Origin of the sequence: Pseudoxanthomonas composti (assembly GCF_004122095.1) — a bacterium.
Taxonomy (GTDB): Bacteria; Pseudomonadota; Gammaproteobacteria; order Xanthomonadales; family Xanthomonadaceae; genus Pseudoxanthomonas_A; species Pseudoxanthomonas_A composti.
On sequence record NZ_SAWZ01000018.1, the window covers coordinates 1 to 17,333 of the forward strand.

Below are 17,333 nucleotides of genomic sequence, written 5' to 3' on the forward strand. Positions count from 1 at the left end.
CGGCCGCCGCGCCGCCAGCGGCCACGCCGCCGCCGATCCCCGCCGCGGCCCGGCCGCAGCCCCAGGCAGCGCCCGCGCGGCCCTGGCCAGCGGCTCCGGAAGCGCCATCGGTGTTCGAGCGCGCCTTGCGTTCGCTGCGACGCTGGTTCACCGAAGGCAATGTGCCGGTGAAGATCGGCATGCTGGTGCTGTTCGCGGGCGTGGCGGCATTGGTGAAGTACGCCAGCGACCAGGGGTGGCTGCGCGTGCCGATCGAGCTGCGCCTGGCCGGCATGTCCGCCGCGGCCCTGGCCGGCCTGGTGCTGGGGTGGCGCAAGCGCCACAGCCATCGTGCCTTCGCCCTGAGCCTGCAGGGCGGCATGATCGGCATCCTGCTGCTGATCGTCTTCGGCGCCTTCAAGCAGTTCGGCCTGCTGCCGGCGGGCCTGGCCTTCGCCCTGAGCGTGGTGCTGGTGGCCGGCGCCGGCATGCTGGCGGTTCTGCAGAATGCGCGCGCGCTGGCAATCCTGGCGTTGCTGGCCGGCTTCCTGGCGCCGCTCTGGCTGTCCACCGGACAAGGCCACCATGTCGCGCTGTTCACCTACTACGCGGTGTTGAACGGCGCGATCCTGGCGATGGCCTGGTGGCGCCCATGGCGTGAGTTGAACCTGTTGGGGTTCGCCTTCACCTTCGGCATCGGCACGCTCTGGGGCGTGCTGCGCTACGCGCCGGAGCACTACGCCAGCACCCAGCCTTTTCTGCTGCTGTTCTTCGTCTTCTATCTGCTGATCCCGTTGCTGTACGTGCGCCGTGCCACGCCGGAACGCGGCCGTCTGCTCGATGGCGCGCTGGTGTTCGGCACGCCGCTGGTGGCGTTTTCGCTGCAGGCCGGCCTGATGCCAGGCCGTCCGATGGCCCTGGCCCTGTGCGCGCTGGGCGTGGCGGCGGTCTATGTGCTGCTGGCCCTGCTTGCCCAGCGCAGGCTGCGGCACCCAGTGCTGATGCAGGCCTACGCCGTGCTGGCAGTGGGCTTTGCGACCCTGGCCGTGCCGCTGGCGCTGTCGGCGCGGGCCACCGGCGGCATCTTCGCCCTGGAGGGCGCTGCGTTGATCTGGCTTGGGCTGCGCCAGCAGCGCACGTTGCCTCAGCTTGGCGGCCTGTTGCTGCAGCTCGGCGCCGCCCTGGCCCTGGCCGTGGCCACGCCGCAGGTGGCCGAACGGGCGCTGCTCCATCCCACCTGCATGGCCATGCTGCTGATCGCGCTGGGCGGCTGGGCCAGTGCCGCCAGCTACCGCCGCGCGGGCCAGGACGTGATCGCCAGCGGCTGGTATCTGTGGGCGCTGGCCTGGTGGTGCGCCAACCTGGGCTCGGAGGTGCAAGCGTTCGTGCCGTGGGCCTCGCGTGCCGACGCGTTGCTGGCGCTGGCGGCGTTGACCGCCTGGGTCGCTGCCGAAGTGCACGCCCGCTTCCCGGCCCGGCTGCTGGTGCTCACTACCGCCGGCGGCCTGGCCCTGGCCGCGCCGCTAGCGCTGGTCCAGGCCGATGTGCATGTGCAGCCCTTTGCCGGCACCGGCGGCTGGGCCTGGCTGGCCTACGCGGTGTTCGGCCTGCGCAGCCTGCTGTGCCTGCGCCGCGGTGGCGATGGCGTGGGTGCCATTGCGCAGGCCGCCTGGTGGCTGGTCTGGCCGCTGGTGATCTCGCTGCTCGGGCATTTCATCGCCAGGCGATTCGCCCTGGCCGATGGGTGGGCGATGGCCTGGATCGGTGCGCCCTGGATCGTGTTGCTTGCGGTGGCGGTGCTGCGTGGGCCGTGGTTGAGCGTGCCGATCGGCGCCGCGTTCGAGCGCGCGCGTGCGGCCCTGCTGGGCACCGTGCTGGTGGTGGTGGCGCTGTGGTGGGGCGTGGCGCTGCTGTCCTCGGGTGGAAGCGCGCCGCTGCCGTGGTGTCCGCTGCTCAATCCGATGGAGCTGCTGCAGCTGGCGGTGCTGCTGCTGGTGGCACGGCTGGGCTGGGCCGAGGCCGCACCCGGCTGGCTGCTGCGCTCGCGCACGGTGCTGATGGCGGTGGCGGGCTTCGCCCTGGTCACCGCCACGACCTTGCGCGGCGTGCATCACTGGGGCGGGGTGCCGTGGACGCCGTCGCTGCTGTCCACCAGCCTGGCGCAGACCAGCCTGACCGTGGTCTGGAGCATCCTGGGCGTGGTGGGATGGGTGTCCGGCTCGCGCCGGGCCCAGCGCACGCTGTGGCTGGCCGGGGCGGTGCTGATGGCGGTGGTGTTGGCCAAATTGGTCATGGTGGACAGGCAACATCTGGGCAATCTTTGGGGGATCGGTTCGTTCATCGCCTACGGCTTGCTGTGCACGGTGGTGGGCTACCTGGCTCCCGCGCCCCCCCGCGCGCCAACGAAGGACACTCCACCATGAAGGCTTTGCGTACCGTGGGCCTGGGCCTGCTGCTGGTCGCCACCAGCGCCCTGGCCGTGCCCGCGGAGGATTACGCCCGGCAGTGGAACCTGTCCCTGCCGGTGAAGGATGCCGGGGCCTACCGGGTGGTCCTGGACGAGTCGGTGTACTGGCAGGCGCAGTCGCCCGAACTGGCCGACCTGGACGTGCTGAACGGGCGCGGCGAGCCGGTCCCGGCAGTGCTGCGCGGGCCGCCGCGCGAGGAACTGGCACGGCCGACGCTGCTGCCGGTGCCGTGGTTCGCGCTGCCGCAGCGCGCCGCGGCCGGGGACCAGGACCTCTCCCTGATCAGCCAGCGCAACGTCGATGGCAGCGTGCGCGCCATCACCGCCCAGGTCGGGCAGGGGCCGGACCGCCAGACCCAGGGCGGCTGGCTGGTCGATGCCTCCAACGTGCAGGGCGCGGTGCGCGCCCTGCAGCTGGAGTGGGCGCCGCTGTCCCAGCCGCTGCAGCAGCGCTACCGCGTGGAGGGCAGCGAGGACCTGCGCAGCTGGACCACGCTGGCCGAGGACGCGCCGCTGCTGGACCTGCGCCAGGGCGGGGAACACCTGCGGCAATCGCGCATCGCCCTGTCCTCCGGCGCGCGCTACCTGCGCCTGGTGCCGGTGCAGGCCCAGGCCAGCCTGCCGGTGACGGGGGTGCAGGTGGAGCTGGCGCCGGCCATCATCGCGCGGCAGTGGCAATGGCAGACCCTGCAAGGCCGCGCGGTGACCGATGACAAGGGTCAGGTCGCCTTCGAGTACGACGCGCGCGGGCGGTTTCCGTTCCAGCGGGTGGACCTGCAGATGCCAGACAACAGCGTCCAGCGCTGGCGGCTGCAGTCGCGCGAGCGCGCCACCGACCGCTGGCATGACGCCACGCCGTCCTGGGTGGCGTTCGAGCTGACCCTGGAGGGCTCGGTGGAGCGCTCCGGGCCGCAGGCGCTGACGGGGGTCAAGCGCGACCGCCAGTGGCGGCTGCTGCCCACCAACGGGGCGTCGACGACGCCGCCGCCGCTGCGGCTGGGCTATGTGCCGGAGGATGTCGTGTTCCTTGCGCAAGGCGCCGGGCCGTTCGTGCTGGTGGCCGGCAGTGCGCGCGCGCAGCGGGCCCCGGCCCCGGTCGGCGACCTGCTCAGCCAGGTGCGCCAGAGCCGCGGCGCCGATTGGGAGCCGCCCCGCGCGCAGCTGGGCCAGACCCACACCCTGGCCGGCAGCGATGCGCTGATCCCGGCCTCGGCCCCGGTGGACTGGAAAACCTGGGTGCTGTGGGGCGTGCTGATCGGCGGCGCGGCGCTGGTGGCGGTGTTCGCCGTCTCGCTGCTGCGCAAGCCGGCGCTGCGCTGAGGCGCTTGCGCGCTCCCACACTCCCATCGGATTGGCCGTTTCCGTCTGCGACCGTCAGCACGCCGAATCATTCCTTGGGCCTCGGCACCCTGGTGTGCTGGCCTGCCATGGCATTCGACTCGCCGGTGGCGGGTCGCAGCCGGTGAGATGGCCGGGCGCGAGCCTGTGCGCCTGCCATCCACGGAGCCCGACCATGCCGCGTTCTTCCGCCTCCCTGCTCGATTCCCGCCCCCATGCCGTCGACCCGCAGCTGGACCGCGTGCTGCGCCGGGCCGTGGTGCTCGGCGCCCTGGCCGTGCTGCTGATCCCCGCCGCGCGTGGCCATAGCGACTGGCTGGGCTGGATGCCGCTGTGGCTGCTGGGCATGCCGCTGGTGGCCTGGTGGGCGCTGCACCGCTTCCCGTTGCCGGCCCGGCCCCGCCGCCGCTCCCGGCTGCAGGCCCGGCGGCGCGTCGGGCCGCAGGCGCGTCGCAGGCCGGTCGCCGCCGGCCTGGCCCGCGCGGCCTGACCTTCGGCAGGGGAGCGCGGGAAGGCCCCGTGCTAGCGTCGGCGGTCTCACGTTGACCGTTGGAGCCGCACGATGTCCCGACTCACCCAGGCCTGCCTGTTGGCCTGCCTCGCCGCCGCCGGCGGCGCCCATGCCCAGGAGCCCGCCATGACCCAAGACCCCTATGCCTGGATGGAAGAGGTCGAGGGCGAAAAGCCACTGGCGTGGGTCAAGCAACAGAACGCGAAGTCCGAGGCGGAGATCGCCGGCACGCCGCAGTTCAAGCAGCTGGAGAGTGACATCCTGGCCATCCTCGATTCGGACGCCAAGATCCCCGGCGTGCAGAAGATCGGGCCGTACTACTACAACTTCTGGAAGGACAAGCAGCACGAGCGCGGCCTGTGGCGCCGCACCACGCTGGAGGAATACCGCAAGGCCCAGCCGCAGTGGGAGACGGTGCTGGACCTGGACGCGCTCAACAAGGCCGAGGGCAAGAACTGGGTCTGGCACGGCGCCGAATGCCGCAGGCCCGACTACGACCGCTGCCTGATCGCGCTCTCGCGCGGCGGCGCCGATGCCGATGAGACCCGCGAGTTCGACCTGACCACCAAGACTTTCCTGAAGGACGGGTTCTACCGCCCCGAGTCCAAGGGCGGGCTGGGCTGGAAGGATGCGGACACGGTCTATGTCTACACCGACTTCGGCGACGGCAGCATGACCACCTCCGGCTATCCGCGCATCGCCAAGGAGTGGAAGCGCGGCACGCCGCTGTCTTCGGCCGCCACGGTCTACGAAGGCAAGCCCGAGGACATGTACATCGCGGCCATGCATGACGATACGCCGGGCTTCGAGCGCGATTTCGTCAGCCGCACCCTGGCCTTCTACAACGATGAGCTGTACCTGCGGGACGCTGCGGGCAAGCTGACCAAGATCGATGCGCCGAACTCGGCCAACAAGAGCGTGCACCGGCAGTGGCTGACGCTGGAGCTGCGCGATGCCTGGACCGTGGGCGGCAAGACCTATGCGGCCGGCTCGCTGCTGGTGGCCGATTTCGATGCCTACATGGCCGGCAAGCGCGATTTCACCGTGCTGTTCGCGCCCGACGCGCACTCCTCGCTGGCCAGCTTCTCCTGGACCCGCGATCACCTGGTGCTCAACGTCCTGCACGACGTCAAGAACCGCCTGTTCGTGCTGGACCCCAAGGCCGACTGGAAGCGCAGCGATTTCGACGCGGTGCCCAGCATCGGCACGGTCTCGGTCTCGGCGGTGGACAGCGATGAGTCCGACGCGGTGTGGATCAGCACCACCGATTACCTGACCCCGACCCGGCTGCTGATGGCGCAGGCGGGCGATGCCAAGTCGGTGGAAACGCTCAAGACCATGCCGGCCTTCTTCGACGGCTCCAGGGACGTGATCGAGCAGCACTTCGCCACCTCCAAGGATGGCACCAAGGTGCCGTACTTCCTGGTGCGGCCCAAGGATTTGAAGTTCGACGGCACCGCGCCGACGCTGCTGTACGGCTACGGCGGCTTCGAGATCTCGATGACGCCCGGCTATTCCGGCGGCATCGGCAAGGGCTGGCTGGAGAAGGGCGGAGTGTACGCGGTCGCCAACATCCGCGGCGGTGGTGAATACGGCCCGCGCTGGCACCAGGCTGCGCTCAAGGCCAACCGCCACAAGGCCTATGAGGATTTCGCCGCAGTGGCCAAGGACCTGGCCGCGCGCAAGATCACCTCGGCCAGGCACCTGGGTGCGCAGGGCGGCAGCAACGGCGGCCTGCTGACCGGCAACATGCTGACCCAGTACCCGGAGCTGTTCGGCGCCATCGTGGTGCAGGTGCCGTTGCTGGACATGAAGCGCTACAGCCACCTGCTGGCGGGCGCCTCGTGGATGGCCGAGTACGGCAACCCGGACACGGCCGACTGGGAGTTCATCAAGACCTTCTCGCCGTATCACCTGTTCGATGCGAAGAAGGAGTACCCGCCGGTGCTGTTCATGACCTCCACCCGCGATGACCGGGTGCACCCGGGCCATGCGCGCAAGATGGCGGCCAAGATGCTCGAGGCGGGCAAGGACGTGCGCTACTACGAGAACATCGAGGGTGGGCACGGCGGCGCGGCCAACAACAAGCAGTCGGCGCACATGAACGCCCTGGCCTATACCTTCCTGTGGCAGCAGCTGGCCAAGTAGCTTCTGCCGCACCCCAGCGTCATGTCATTGCCCCACGGCGGTCCCGAGCGCGGCCGTCGTGGGGCCCCGGCCTTGCATCCCGTACCCGACGGACCCATTCATGAAAGCCATTTCCACCTTGCTGGCTGCCACCCTGCTTATGAGCGCACCGATTTCCCCGACCCTGGCCGCCGTCGCCACCGCCACGCCGCCGGACGCGGCCAAGAAGCCGCATGTGGTCAAGGCGCCGTTCGGCGCCGAGCGCCAGGACGAGTACTACTGGCTGCGCGATGACACGCGCAAGCATCCGCAGATGCTGGCCTACCTCAACGCCGAGAACGCCTACGCCGATGCGGTGCTGGCGCCACTCAAGCCCCTGCAGGACACGCTGTACAAGGAGATCGTCGGGCGCATCAAGCAGGACGATGCCTCGGTGCCGTATCGCGAGCGCGGCTTCTGGTACTACACGCGCTTCGAGTCCGGCAAGGATTACCCCATCCACGCGCGCCGCGAGGGCAGCATGGAGGCGCCCGAGCAGATCCTGCTGGACGTCAACGCGCTGGCCGAAGGCAAGGGCTACTACAGCGTGGGCGACATGGAGGTGACCCAGGACAACACGATCCTGGCCTATGCCGAGGATGCCGTGGGCCGGCGTCAGTACACGATCCGCTTCAAGAACCTGGCCACCGGTGAGCTGTACGCCGACCAGATCACCGGCGTGTCGCCCAACATGGTCTGGGCCGACGACAACAAGACCCTGTTCTACGTCGAGAACGACCCGGAGACCCTACTCACCGTGCGTGTGAAGAAGCACGTGCTGGGCACGCCGGCCGCGCAGGACGTGCTGGTGTACGAGGAAGAGGACGACAGCTTCTACATGGGCGTGGGGCGCACCCGCGACGACAAGTACCTGACCATCGGCCTGCACTCCACCGTCTCCAGCGAAGAGCGCTATGCGCTGGCCGCCGATCCCAAGGCGTTCGTCCCCCTGGCGCCGCGAGCGCGCGATGTCGAGTACGACGCCGATCACTTCGACGGCCGCTGGGTGATCCGCACCAATGCCGACAAGGCCACCAACTTCAAGCTGGTGACCGCGCCGGACGGCAGCACCTCGCGCAAGGACTGGAAGGACTGGGTGCCGCACAACGCGGCGGTGTTCATCGATGGCTTCGAGCTGTTCGATGGCTTCACCGCCATCGCCGAGCGCTCCGAAGGACTGGAGCGCATCCGCCTGCTGGGCAAGGACGGCGGTGCACTGAAGGGCCCGCAGATGGATGCGCGCGGCGTCGCGCAGGATGCGCAGGGGACCTACGTCAAGGCCGACGAGCCGGCCTATTCGATGGGCCTGGACGTCAACGCCGAGGCGGATACCCCGTGGCTGCGCTACAGCTATACCTCCATGACCACGCCGGCCACCACCTACGAGCTCAACACCGTCACCGGTGAGCGCAGGCTGCTCAAGCAGCAGCCCGTGCTGGGCTACGACCCGGCCAAGTACACCACCGAGCGGCTATGGGTGACCGTGCGCGATGGCACCAAGGTGCCGGTGTCGCTGGTCTACAAGAAGGGCTTCAAGAAGGACGGCACCGCCGCGCTGCTGCAGTACGGCTACGGCAGCTATGGCATGTCGATGGATCCGGGCTTCTCCGGGCCGGTGGTCAGCCTGCTGGATCGCGGGATGGTCTATGCCATCGCCCACATCCGCGGCGGCCAGGAAATGGGCCGTGCCTGGTACGAGGACGGCAAGCTGCTGAACAAGAAGAACACCTTCACCGACTTCATCGATGTCACCGAGGCGCTGGTCAAGCAGGGCTATGCGGCCAAGGACCGCGTGGCGGCGATGGGCGGCAGCGCCGGCGGCCTGCTGATGGGCGCCATCACCAACATGGCCCCGGACGATTACCGCGTGATCATCTCGCAGGTGCCGTTCGTGGACGTAGTGACGACCATGCTGGATCCGACGATCCCGCTGACCACCAACGAGTACGACGAGTGGGGCAACCCGGAAGACAAGGCCTTCTACGACTACATCGCTACCTACTCCCCGTACGACAACCTCAAGGCCCGGGCGTATCCGGCCATGTTCATCGGCACCGGCCTGTGGGATTCGCAGGTGCAGTACTGGGAACCGGCCAAGTACGTGGCCCGCCTGCGCGACCTGGACACAGGCAAGCAGCCGGTCGTGTTCCGCACCAACATGGAAGCCGGCCACGGCGGCAAGTCCGGGCGCTTCCGCCGCTACGGCGAGATGGCCGAGTACTACGCCTTCATGCTGGATCAGCTGGGCGTGAGCGGCGGCCAAGGCAAGTAGGCCACCGGCGCGAAAGACAGGCGGCGGCATCCCTTGGGATGCCGCCGTTTTCATGTCCGCCAGCGCGGCGTCATTGCGCAGGATCACTGACACCGGCCTGGCCGATCGGCTACAACTGCGGCGTGAACGCGCCTTCGCCCACACCCGAACGCCGGCCCGCCCGATTTCGCTGGGCCTGGTGGCTGCTGGCCTATGCCAGCCTGGGGCTGGGCATCCTCGGCGCCTTCCTGCCAGGCCTGCCGACCACGGTCTTCATCCTGATTGCGGCCTACGCCGCCTCGCGCGGGTCCGAGCGCCTGCATCAGCGGCTGCTGGCCCACCGCCACTTCGGGCCGCTCATCCGTAACTGGCAGCAGCACCGCGCAGTGCCGCGCAAGGCCAAGTGGGCCGCCAGCTGGACCATGCTGGGCTGCGCGACGGTCCTGCTGCTGGTGATGCTGGGCAGCGGCGGACACGCGGCCTGGATGATCGCCCTGCCGATTGCCTGCATGGCCTGCGTGGCGCTGTGGCTGTGGACGCGGCCAGAGCCGCCTGGGGGGGAGAAGGGGTGAATGGGGAGGCGTGAGGAGTGCGCGGCTCGCGGCGGGGCGTCCCGGGGTCTTTGGGTCGATGTGGGCTTGCGACCTTGGCCGCAGCGGTCTGCTGGTTCACCCCTCGCTGGCTATACTTCACGCATGAATCCGATCGCCAAATCCGCCCTGTCCTGCGCGCTGCTGCTGGCGCTGTCGGCCTGCGGCAACAAGGGCCCGCTGGTGTTGCCGGAGAAGCCGGCGCCCGTGGAAGAGCTGCCGGCCTCCAATGCGCCCACCAGCGAAGACCCCACGCCACCGGCGGAAGGGGCCATTCCGCCGACGCCTGAAGAGCAGGCTGCCGACGCGCAGGCCGCCGAGGCGGTGCATTCGCAAACCCCGGATGGGAATGACTGAGGCCGCAGCGGTGCGTTTCACCAAGATGCAGGGCGCGGGCAATGATTTCGTCGTGCTGGACCTGCGCGACGGCACGCCGCCGCCCGATCCGGCGCTGGCCGCGCGGCTGGCCGACCGCCACTTCGGCGTGGGCTGCGACCAGTTGCTGACCATCGAGGCGCCGCGCTCACCCGAGGCGGTGGCGTCCTACGGCATCTGGAACGCCGATGGCTCGCTGGCTGGGCAGTGCGGCAATGGCGCGCGCTGCGTGGCGGCCTGGCTGGTGCGGGACGGGGCGGCCAAGGGCGATGCCTTCGTCATCGAAAGCCCGCATGCCTCCCATGTCGTGCATCGCCTGGACGATGGCCGCTACGCCGTGGCGATGGGGCAGCCGCAGTTCGCGCCGGCGCGGATTCCCCTGGCCGGCGTCGACCAGGTGCAGCCGATCTACGCGGCTGGCCTGGATGGCATCGAAGTGTTCTTTTCCGCGCTGGCGATGCCCAATCCGCACGCCGTGATCGAGGTCAACGACGTCGACGCCGCGCCGGTGGAACGCTGGGGCAGGCAGTTGCAGGCCCATGCGCTGTTCCCGGATTCGGTGAATGTCGGCTTTGCCCAGGTGGTCGCGCGCGATCGCATACGCCTGCGCGTGTTCGAGCGCGGGGTCGGCGAGACCCTGGCGTGCGGCAGTGGCGCCTGTGCCGCGGTGGTGGCGCTGATCAGGCTGGAGCGCGTGGATCGAGAAGTCACCGTGTCGTTGCCCGGCGGCGAGCTGCAGATCCGCTGGCCCCAGGACAAGGCCGACGTGTTCATGGCCGGGCCGGCCACATTCGTTTTCGAAGGGGAATGGACGCAATGAGTGAGAGCACCGAGAAGCTGGGCGCACACGAGGTGGCGGCCTGGCTTCGTCGCCATCCGAATTTTCTCAAGCAGTTTCCCGACCTGGCCCTGAGCCTGGTGGTTCCGCGCGAGGAAGGGCCGACCGCCTCGCTGGCGACCTACCAGCTGGAAGTGCTGCGGGAGAAGAACCGCGAGCTGTCCCGGCGCCTGGGCGACCTGTTCGGCAACGCGCAGGACAACGAGCGCCTGGCCGTACGCGTGCACCAGCTGACCCTGGCGCTGATGCGCCAGACCAGTGCGGCCGACACACTGGGTGCGATGGCTGCGTCCCTGCAGGAGGACTTCGCCGGCGACCTGGTGCGGCTGGTGGTGTTCGCCCCGGTCCAGGACGTAGGCGATGCCGAGTGGCTGCAGGTGCTGCCGCAGGACAGTCACCATCTGGTTCCCTTCCGCGACTGCCTGCGCGAGGGCGAGCCGATCTGCGGCCGCCTGCAGCCGGAGAAGAACGCCGTGCTGTACGGCCCGCGGGCGGATGAGGTGGCCTCCTCGGCGCTGCTTCCTTTGCCGGGCGTGGGCCTGGTGGCGGTGGGCAGCCGCGACGGCAATCGCTTCTACCCGGGCATGGGTACGCTGTTCCTGCGCATGATGGGCGAGTCGCTGGCGACCGCGTTGCAGCGGTTCGAGTGATGAAGCGCCGGGACCGGGGGGAGCAAGGCCGGGACCGGGGACCAGGGACCGGGGACCCGGGGAAGGCAACAGCAGCATCAAAGTCGAAGCCCAAGCAAGTGGCCCAGAAAGGGGGCGCCGTGGCTTTTCCCGGGTCCCCGGTCCCCGGTCCCCGGTCCCGGCTCCTGGACGACTTCCTCGCGCATCTGCAAATCGAGCGCCGCGTGTCCGCGCACACGCTCGATGCCTATCGGCGTGACCTGGACGGGCTGCTGCAGTGGGCCGGGGGCGACGATGCGCTGCTGGCCCTGCAAGCCGAACAGTTGCGCGCCTTCACCGCCGCCGAGCATCGGCGCGGGCTTTCGCCCAAGAGCGTGCAGCGCCGGCTTTCGGCCTGCCGCAGCTTCTACGACTGGCTGCTGCGCAACGGGCGCATCGCCGCCAGCCCGGCCGCCGGGGTGCGCGCGCCAAAGGCGCCGCGCAAGCTGCCGCAGGTGCTGGACGCGGACGAGGCCGTGCGCCTGGTCGAGGTCGACCCGGACGCGCCGCTGGGGCTGCGCGACCGCGCGATGCTGGAGCTGTTCTATTCCTCCGGACTGCGGCTGAGCGAGCTGTGCCTGCTGCGCTGGCGCGACCTGGACCTGGGCGCCGGGCTGGTCAATGTGCTGGGCAAGGGCAACAAGGAGCGCATCGTGCCGGTGGGGCGTCATGCCTGCCAGGCGCTGCTGGCCTGGAAGCAGGACGGCGCGCCGACGCAGGAAGCCTTCGTGTTCCCCGGGCGCGGCGGCGGTCCGCTTTCGCAACGGGCCGTGCAGCTGCGCATGAAGCAGCTGGCCCAGCGGCAGGGGCTGTTCAAGCACGTCCACCCGCACATGCTTCGGCACAGCTTCGCCAGTCACATCCTGGAATCCTCGGGCGATCTGCGGGGCGTGCAGGAGTTGCTGGGCCATGCCGACATCGCCACGACCCAGATCTACACCCACCTGGACTTCCAGCATCTGTCCAAGGTTTACGACGCGGCGCATCCGCGCGCCAAGCGCAAATCCTGAGCGACCGCGTCTTTCCAGGGGCGAATTCAGGTGATTCTTTTCGCGAATGGGCTGCGACTTTAGTCGCGCAGGTAACGCCGCCGCACGGTGCTGAAATTACGCTTTCGGCTTTAGAAACGCGTGCTTGCTGACCGCGCAATCGGCACGTCTAGCGAGGCGTTAACCGTTTCCAGTCCACTGCATCACGCATCGGATCGACGCCAGTCCCGATGGACGGGTGATGCTGCCCCGCAGCATGAATGAAATCGATTTCTTTCGTTAAACACTAATAAAAACAACGCTTTATTTGTGTTTGGATTTTGTTGTGACGCGAATTGACAGCGCTGTCACTTTTACGTGGAATGCCGCCGCTTCGACGCGTCAGGCACGCATCGACACACGACGAAACACCAGATCGACACTCCGGGGAGAGGGAACCCATGAAACTTCGGCACGCTGTCCCGAAAAAGCATCTTCTGACTTCCGCACTCCTAATGGCATTGGCGCCGAGCGCCTACGCCCAGGTTGCGGCCAACACCACCGCCCAGGCGGGCGCCGAGCAGGACGCTCAGACGCTGGACACGGTCACCGTGACCGGTATCCGCGGCAGCATGATGTCCTCGATGAACCTCAAGCGCGATGCGCAAGGCGTCGTCGATGGCATCGTGGCCGAGGACATCGGCAAGTTCCCCGACACCAACCTGGCCGAGTCGCTGCAGCGCATCTCCGGTGTGTCCATCGACCGCAGCAACAACGAGGGCTCCAAGGTCACCGTGCGTGGCGTGGGCCCGGACTTCAACCTGGTGCTGCTCAACGGCCGCCAGATGCCGACCACCACCGGTGGCCGCGCTTTCGAATTCTCCGACCTGGCTTCCGAGTCGGTGTCGGCGGTGGACGTCTACAAGACCAGCCGTGCTGACATCCCGGTCGGTGGCATCGGCGCCACGATCAACGTCAAGACCGCCCGTCCGCTGGACCGCCCCGGCCCGCAGGCCAGCGTCGGCGTGAAGGGCGTCATCGACACCTCCGACGACGACCTGCCCAAGAGCTACCAGGGCAGCACGATCACCCCGGAGTTCTCGGGGATCTTCAGCAACACCTTCCTGGACGACCGTTTCGGCATCCTGGTCAGCGCCAGCCGCCAGGACCGCGAGTCCGGCTCGGCCCGCGCGGAAGTCTCCCCCGGCAACGGCTGGCAGCGCTACATCGATACCCCGCAGCCCAACGGCGAGGGTGCCAACTCGGCGCTGCCGCTGCCGGGCGCGCCGGGCTCGGAGAACATCGTCAACCGCCCCGGTCCGAACGATGTCTATCTGCTGCCGCAGAGCCTGGGTTATGCGATCAACTCGGTGCATCGCCAGCGCACCAACGGCCAGGTGGTGCTGCAGTTCGCACCGAACGATTCGTTGACCACGACGCTGGATTACACCTTCTCCGAGAACAAGATCCAGAACCGCCGCAACGACATGTCGGTGTGGTTCAACCTGACCCCGGATCGCAGCGCCTGGACCACCGGCTCGGGTGCCTCGCCGCTGTACATGCACGAGAGCTACTCGTGCACGCCGCGTCCGCAGGACGCCGGCTGCTCGGACTTTTCCATGGCCGCCTCGCAGACCGCGGTGCGCCGTCGCAACGAGTCGATCGGCTTCAACGTGGATTGGCAGGTCAACGACGCGTTCAAGATGAACCTGGACTACCACGACTCCAGCTCCGAGTCGCGTCCTGACAGCCCGTACGGCACCGGCAACAGCATGTCCACCGCGGGCTTCATGCGCGCAGGCGCGGGCGCCGACTTCACCGGCCGCTTCCCGATCCTGACCCTGGAGCTGCCGCCGGGGATGACCGCGATCGATCCTTCGATGATGCAGGCCACCGGCTCGGTGTTCAGCAACAACTACCAGAAGGCCACGATCGAGCAGATTCAGGCCAGCGGTGAGTTCACCTTCGAGAACTTCTCGAGCTTGCGCTTTGGCGTGGCCAACACCGACTACAAGAATCGCTCGGCCTTCACCAATGTGCAGCTCGATACCTGGGGCGGCAACGTGCCGGCCGGTCCGGCCGCTTATCCGGACTCGGCGTTCCCGCTGGCCCACATGGGCGATTTCTTCAGCGAGTTCAGCGGCGCCAGCAACCCGAACTTCACCGATGCGTTCTTCCTGACCGATTTCGAAACCATCCGTGAGCTCGCGGCCGCCGCGCGGACCGCCGCCGGTCTGGGCGTGCCTGAAGACTACCTGCCCTCGTTCGACTACTCGGGCGCGGCCGTGCCGGGCAGCAGCGCCTCGCGCACCGTGGGCGACAGCCGGGTTCGCGAGAAGTCGCGCAGTGCCTTCGTGCAGTGGAGCAATACCTTCGACTGGCGCCTGCCGCTGAGCGTGGGCGTGGGCGTGCGGTACGAGGACACCGAAGTCACCGCCACGGCGCTGCAGCCGGCGCCGGTGGCCGTCAACTGGGCCTCGGAGAACGAGTACAACCTGGTCTACCAGGGCTCGGAGTTCACCAGCCGCGGTGGCGAGTACAAGTACTGGTTGCCAAGCCTGGATTTGGCGCTGGACCTGAACGACGACATGAAGCTGCGCTTCAGCGCGAGCCGCACGCTGGGCCGTCCCAACTGGGGCGATCTCAACGCCGCCCAGGCACTGGGCAGCCCGGCCCGCTTCGATGGCGGTAGCGGCAGCTCGGGCAACCCCGGCCTGAAGCCGCTGGTGTCGCGCAACTTCGATCTGTCCTACGAGTGGTACTACGACGAAGGCAGCTATGTCTCGCTCGGCTACTTCTACAAGAAGATCGACAACTTCATCGCCAGCCAGGTCCAGCGCGACACGCCGATCCCGGACCTGACCACGCCTACCGGCGGCGCGTACTGGAACGCGGCCATCGGTGCCGGCTGCGCCAGCACCAACCGCGTCTGCATCCGCAACTACATCTTCGCCAACTACAACGGGCAGCCGGGCGTGAATGCGGCGACCGGCAGCATCGTGGGCCAGCCGGGCGATCCGGTGTTGGAGTTCAACATCTCCCGTCCGGTCAACAACCGTTCGGACAAGCTCGATGGCTGGGAGCTGGCCGCCCAGCACCTGTTCGGCGAGAGCGGTTTCGGCTTGCAGGCCAACTACACGATGGTCGACTCCGGGCTGACCTACAACAACGGCCTGCTCGGGACCCAGTTCGCGCTGACCGGCCTGTCCGATTCGGCCAACTTCGTCGCCTTCTATGACAAGGGGCCGTGGCAGATCCGTGCCGCCTACAACTGGCGCGACAAGTTCCTCAGCTCGCTGGGCGATGGCAAGGGCAGCAATCCGCAGTACGTGGAAGCCTATGGCCAGCTGGACATGAACATCAGCTACATGGTCACGGAGAACTTCAGCGTGTCGATCGAGGCCATCAACCTGACCAACGAGACCATGCGCGTGCATGGCCGCAACGAGCGTCAGCTGTACACGCTGGATCAGTTCGGTCCGCGCTACATGTTCGGCGCGCGCTACAAGTTCTAAGCTGTAAGAGTCACCGCGACGCCTCGTCAGGGGCAGCGGCAAGGCGGGCCACTGGAACCTCAGTGGCCCGCTGCGTTTGGATGGTGCCTTCGGTGTGAGGGTCGGGATGGAGCGCAACATTTCCCATGTGGTGATCGTCGGCGGCGGCTCGGCGGGCTGGCTGACGGCGGGGCTGATCGCCGCCGAGCATCGCGATCGCCACGGCCCGACGCTGCGGGTGACGCTGCTGGAATCGCCGGACGTGCCGGCCATCGGGGTGGGCGAGGGCACCTGGCCCACCATGCGCGACACGCTGCACCGCATCGGCGTGAGCGAGTCGGACTTCGTGCGCGCCTGCGATGCCACCTTCAAGCAGGGCTCACGCTTCGTCGGCTGGTGCGATGGCAGCGCCAACGACGCCTACTACCATCCCTTCGTGTTGCCGCAGGGCTACGGCGAGACCCATCTGGTCTCGGGCTGGCTGGCGCGCGACGGGCGCGTGCCCTTTGCCCACCTGGCCAGTTTCCAGCCGCACCTGTGCGATGCCGGCCTGGGGCCGAAGCAGTTCGGCACGCCGGAGTTCGCAGCCGTGGCCAACTATGCCTATCACCTGGATGCGACCTCGCTGGGCGTGTTCCTGCGGACGCATTGCGTGCAGCGCCTGGGCGTGCAGCACGTGGTGGGTCACATGGAAGGCGTGGACAGCCACGAGGATGGCGACATCGCCGCGATCCGGATCCGCGACGCCGCAGTCCTGCAGGGCGACCTGTTCGTGGACTGCACCGGCATGCGTTCGCTGCTGCTGGGCGGCCACTACGGCATCCCCATCACGGCGGTGGGCGAGGTCCTGTTCAATGATCGCGCCCTGGCCCTGCAGGTGCCCTACACCCGCGCCGATGCGCCGATCGCCAGTTACACCCGTTCCACCGCGCAAGAGGCCGGATGGATCTGGGACATCGGCCTGTCCGCGCGCCGCGGCGTGGGCCATGTCTACGCCAGCGCGCACACCTCCGACGATGCCGCCGAAGCGGCGCTGCGCCGCTATATCGCCGCCACCGGCGGTCCAGCCGAGGACAGCCTGCCCGCGGCGCGGCGGATCGAGCTCAATCCCGGCTACCGGCGCACCGCCTGGCATCGCAACTGCGTGGCGATCGGGCTGGCCGCCGGCTTCGTCGAGCCGCTGGAGGCCTCCTCGCTGGTGCTGGTGGAACTGGCGGCCACGCGCCTGGCCGAGGAAATGCCGGCCACGCGCCAGGACATGACCCTGCTGGCCGAGCGCTTCAACGACACCTTCGCCTATCGCTGGCAGCGGGTGATCGAGTTCCTCAAGCTGCACTACGTGCTCAGCCGGCGCCAAGGCGACTACTGGCGGCGCCATCGCGACCCGGCCACGGTGCCCGCCTCGCTGCAGGCGATGCTGCAGCTGTGGCGACACCAGCCGCCCTCGCGCAGCGATTTTCCGCGCAGCGAGGAGATCTTTCCCTCGGCCAGTTGGCAGTACATCCTGTACGGCATGGGCGTGCGACCACAGCCACGTCCGGCCCGTCGCGCCGACGACCCGACCGCCGCGGAAAGCTGGTTCGGCGAGGCCGCCGCCATGGCCCAGCGTATGCTGCCGGCGCTGCCCTCCCACCGCGCGTTGGTCGAACACATCAAGGCCCACGGCCTGCCGCGCATCTGAAACCTGG

12 protein-coding genes are annotated in these 17,333 nt (G+C 68.5%); all 12 read left to right on the top strand.

Annotation, left to right across the window (positions count from 1 at the left end):
- On the top strand, nt 1-2,402 hold a 2,402-nt coding region (locus EPA99_RS18370; RefSeq protein ID WP_164978707.1), incomplete at its 5' end, for a DUF2339 domain-containing protein.
- Entirely contained in the window at nt 2,399-3,766 is a 1,368-nt protein-coding gene (locus tag EPA99_RS18375; protein ID WP_129472717.1) for a DUF3999 domain-containing protein, read from the top strand. The genes EPA99_RS18370 and EPA99_RS18375, both read left to right, overlap by 4 nt.
- A 193-nt stretch (nt 3,767-3,959) precedes the next feature.
- Nucleotides 3,960-4,274 (top strand): hypothetical protein, encoded by a 315-nt coding sequence (locus tag EPA99_RS18380; protein WP_129472718.1) that lies wholly within the window; start codon nt 3,960-3,962, stop codon nt 4,272-4,274.
- A 72-nt stretch (nt 4,275-4,346) separates the two neighbouring features.
- Nucleotides 4,347-6,443, top strand: coding sequence for a prolyl oligopeptidase family serine peptidase (locus tag EPA99_RS18385; protein ID WP_129472719.1), 2,097 nt, complete (start codon nt 4,347-4,349; stop codon nt 6,441-6,443).
- 100 nt (nt 6,444-6,543) lie between these two features.
- Nucleotides 6,544-8,733 (top strand): S9 family peptidase, encoded by a 2,190-nt coding sequence (locus EPA99_RS18390; RefSeq protein WP_206733807.1) that lies wholly within the window; start codon nt 6,544-6,546, stop codon nt 8,731-8,733.
- Nucleotides 8,734-8,855: 122 nt separating this feature from the next.
- Nucleotides 8,856-9,284 carry a YbaN family protein gene (locus EPA99_RS18395; protein WP_241688472.1) on the top strand — a complete coding sequence of 143 codons (429 nt, stop codon included), beginning with the start codon at nt 8,856-8,858 and terminating at the stop codon, nt 9,282-9,284.
- Nucleotides 9,285-9,407: 123 nt separating this feature from the next.
- Complete coding sequence (lptM, locus tag EPA99_RS19045; RefSeq protein WP_129472721.1) at nt 9,408-9,659, top strand: LPS translocon maturation chaperone LptM; 252 nt, start codon at nt 9,408-9,410, stop codon at nt 9,657-9,659.
- Nucleotides 9,646-10,497 carry a diaminopimelate epimerase gene (gene dapF, locus EPA99_RS18405; protein WP_129472722.1) on the top strand — a complete coding sequence of 284 codons (852 nt, stop codon included), beginning with the start codon at nt 9,646-9,648 and terminating at the stop codon, nt 10,495-10,497. Before lptM ends, dapF begins: the two co-directional genes overlap by 14 nt.
- The gene (locus tag EPA99_RS18410; protein ID WP_129472723.1) at nt 10,494-11,165 is read left to right on the top strand and encodes a DUF484 family protein; all 672 of its coding nucleotides are present in this window, start codon (nt 10,494-10,496) and stop codon (nt 11,163-11,165) included. The genes dapF and EPA99_RS18410 overlap by 4 nt, the downstream gene beginning before the upstream one ends.
- Nucleotides 11,165-12,193 carry a tyrosine recombinase XerC gene (gene xerC / locus EPA99_RS18415; protein WP_129472724.1) on the top strand — a complete coding sequence of 343 codons (1,029 nt, stop codon included), beginning with the start codon at nt 11,165-11,167 and terminating at the stop codon, nt 12,191-12,193. The genes EPA99_RS18410 and xerC overlap by 1 nt, the downstream gene beginning before the upstream one ends.
- 419 nt (nt 12,194-12,612) lie before the next feature.
- The gene (locus EPA99_RS18420) at nt 12,613-15,666 is read left to right on the top strand and encodes a TonB-dependent receptor (protein WP_129472725.1); all 3,054 of its coding nucleotides are present in this window, start codon (nt 12,613-12,615) and stop codon (nt 15,664-15,666) included.
- Nucleotides 15,667-15,772: 106 nt separating this feature from the next.
- Nucleotides 15,773-17,326, top strand: coding sequence for a tryptophan halogenase family protein (locus EPA99_RS18425; protein WP_129472726.1), 1,554 nt, complete (start codon nt 15,773-15,775; stop codon nt 17,324-17,326).
- The last annotated feature ends 7 nt before the right edge of the window (nt 17,327-17,333 follow it).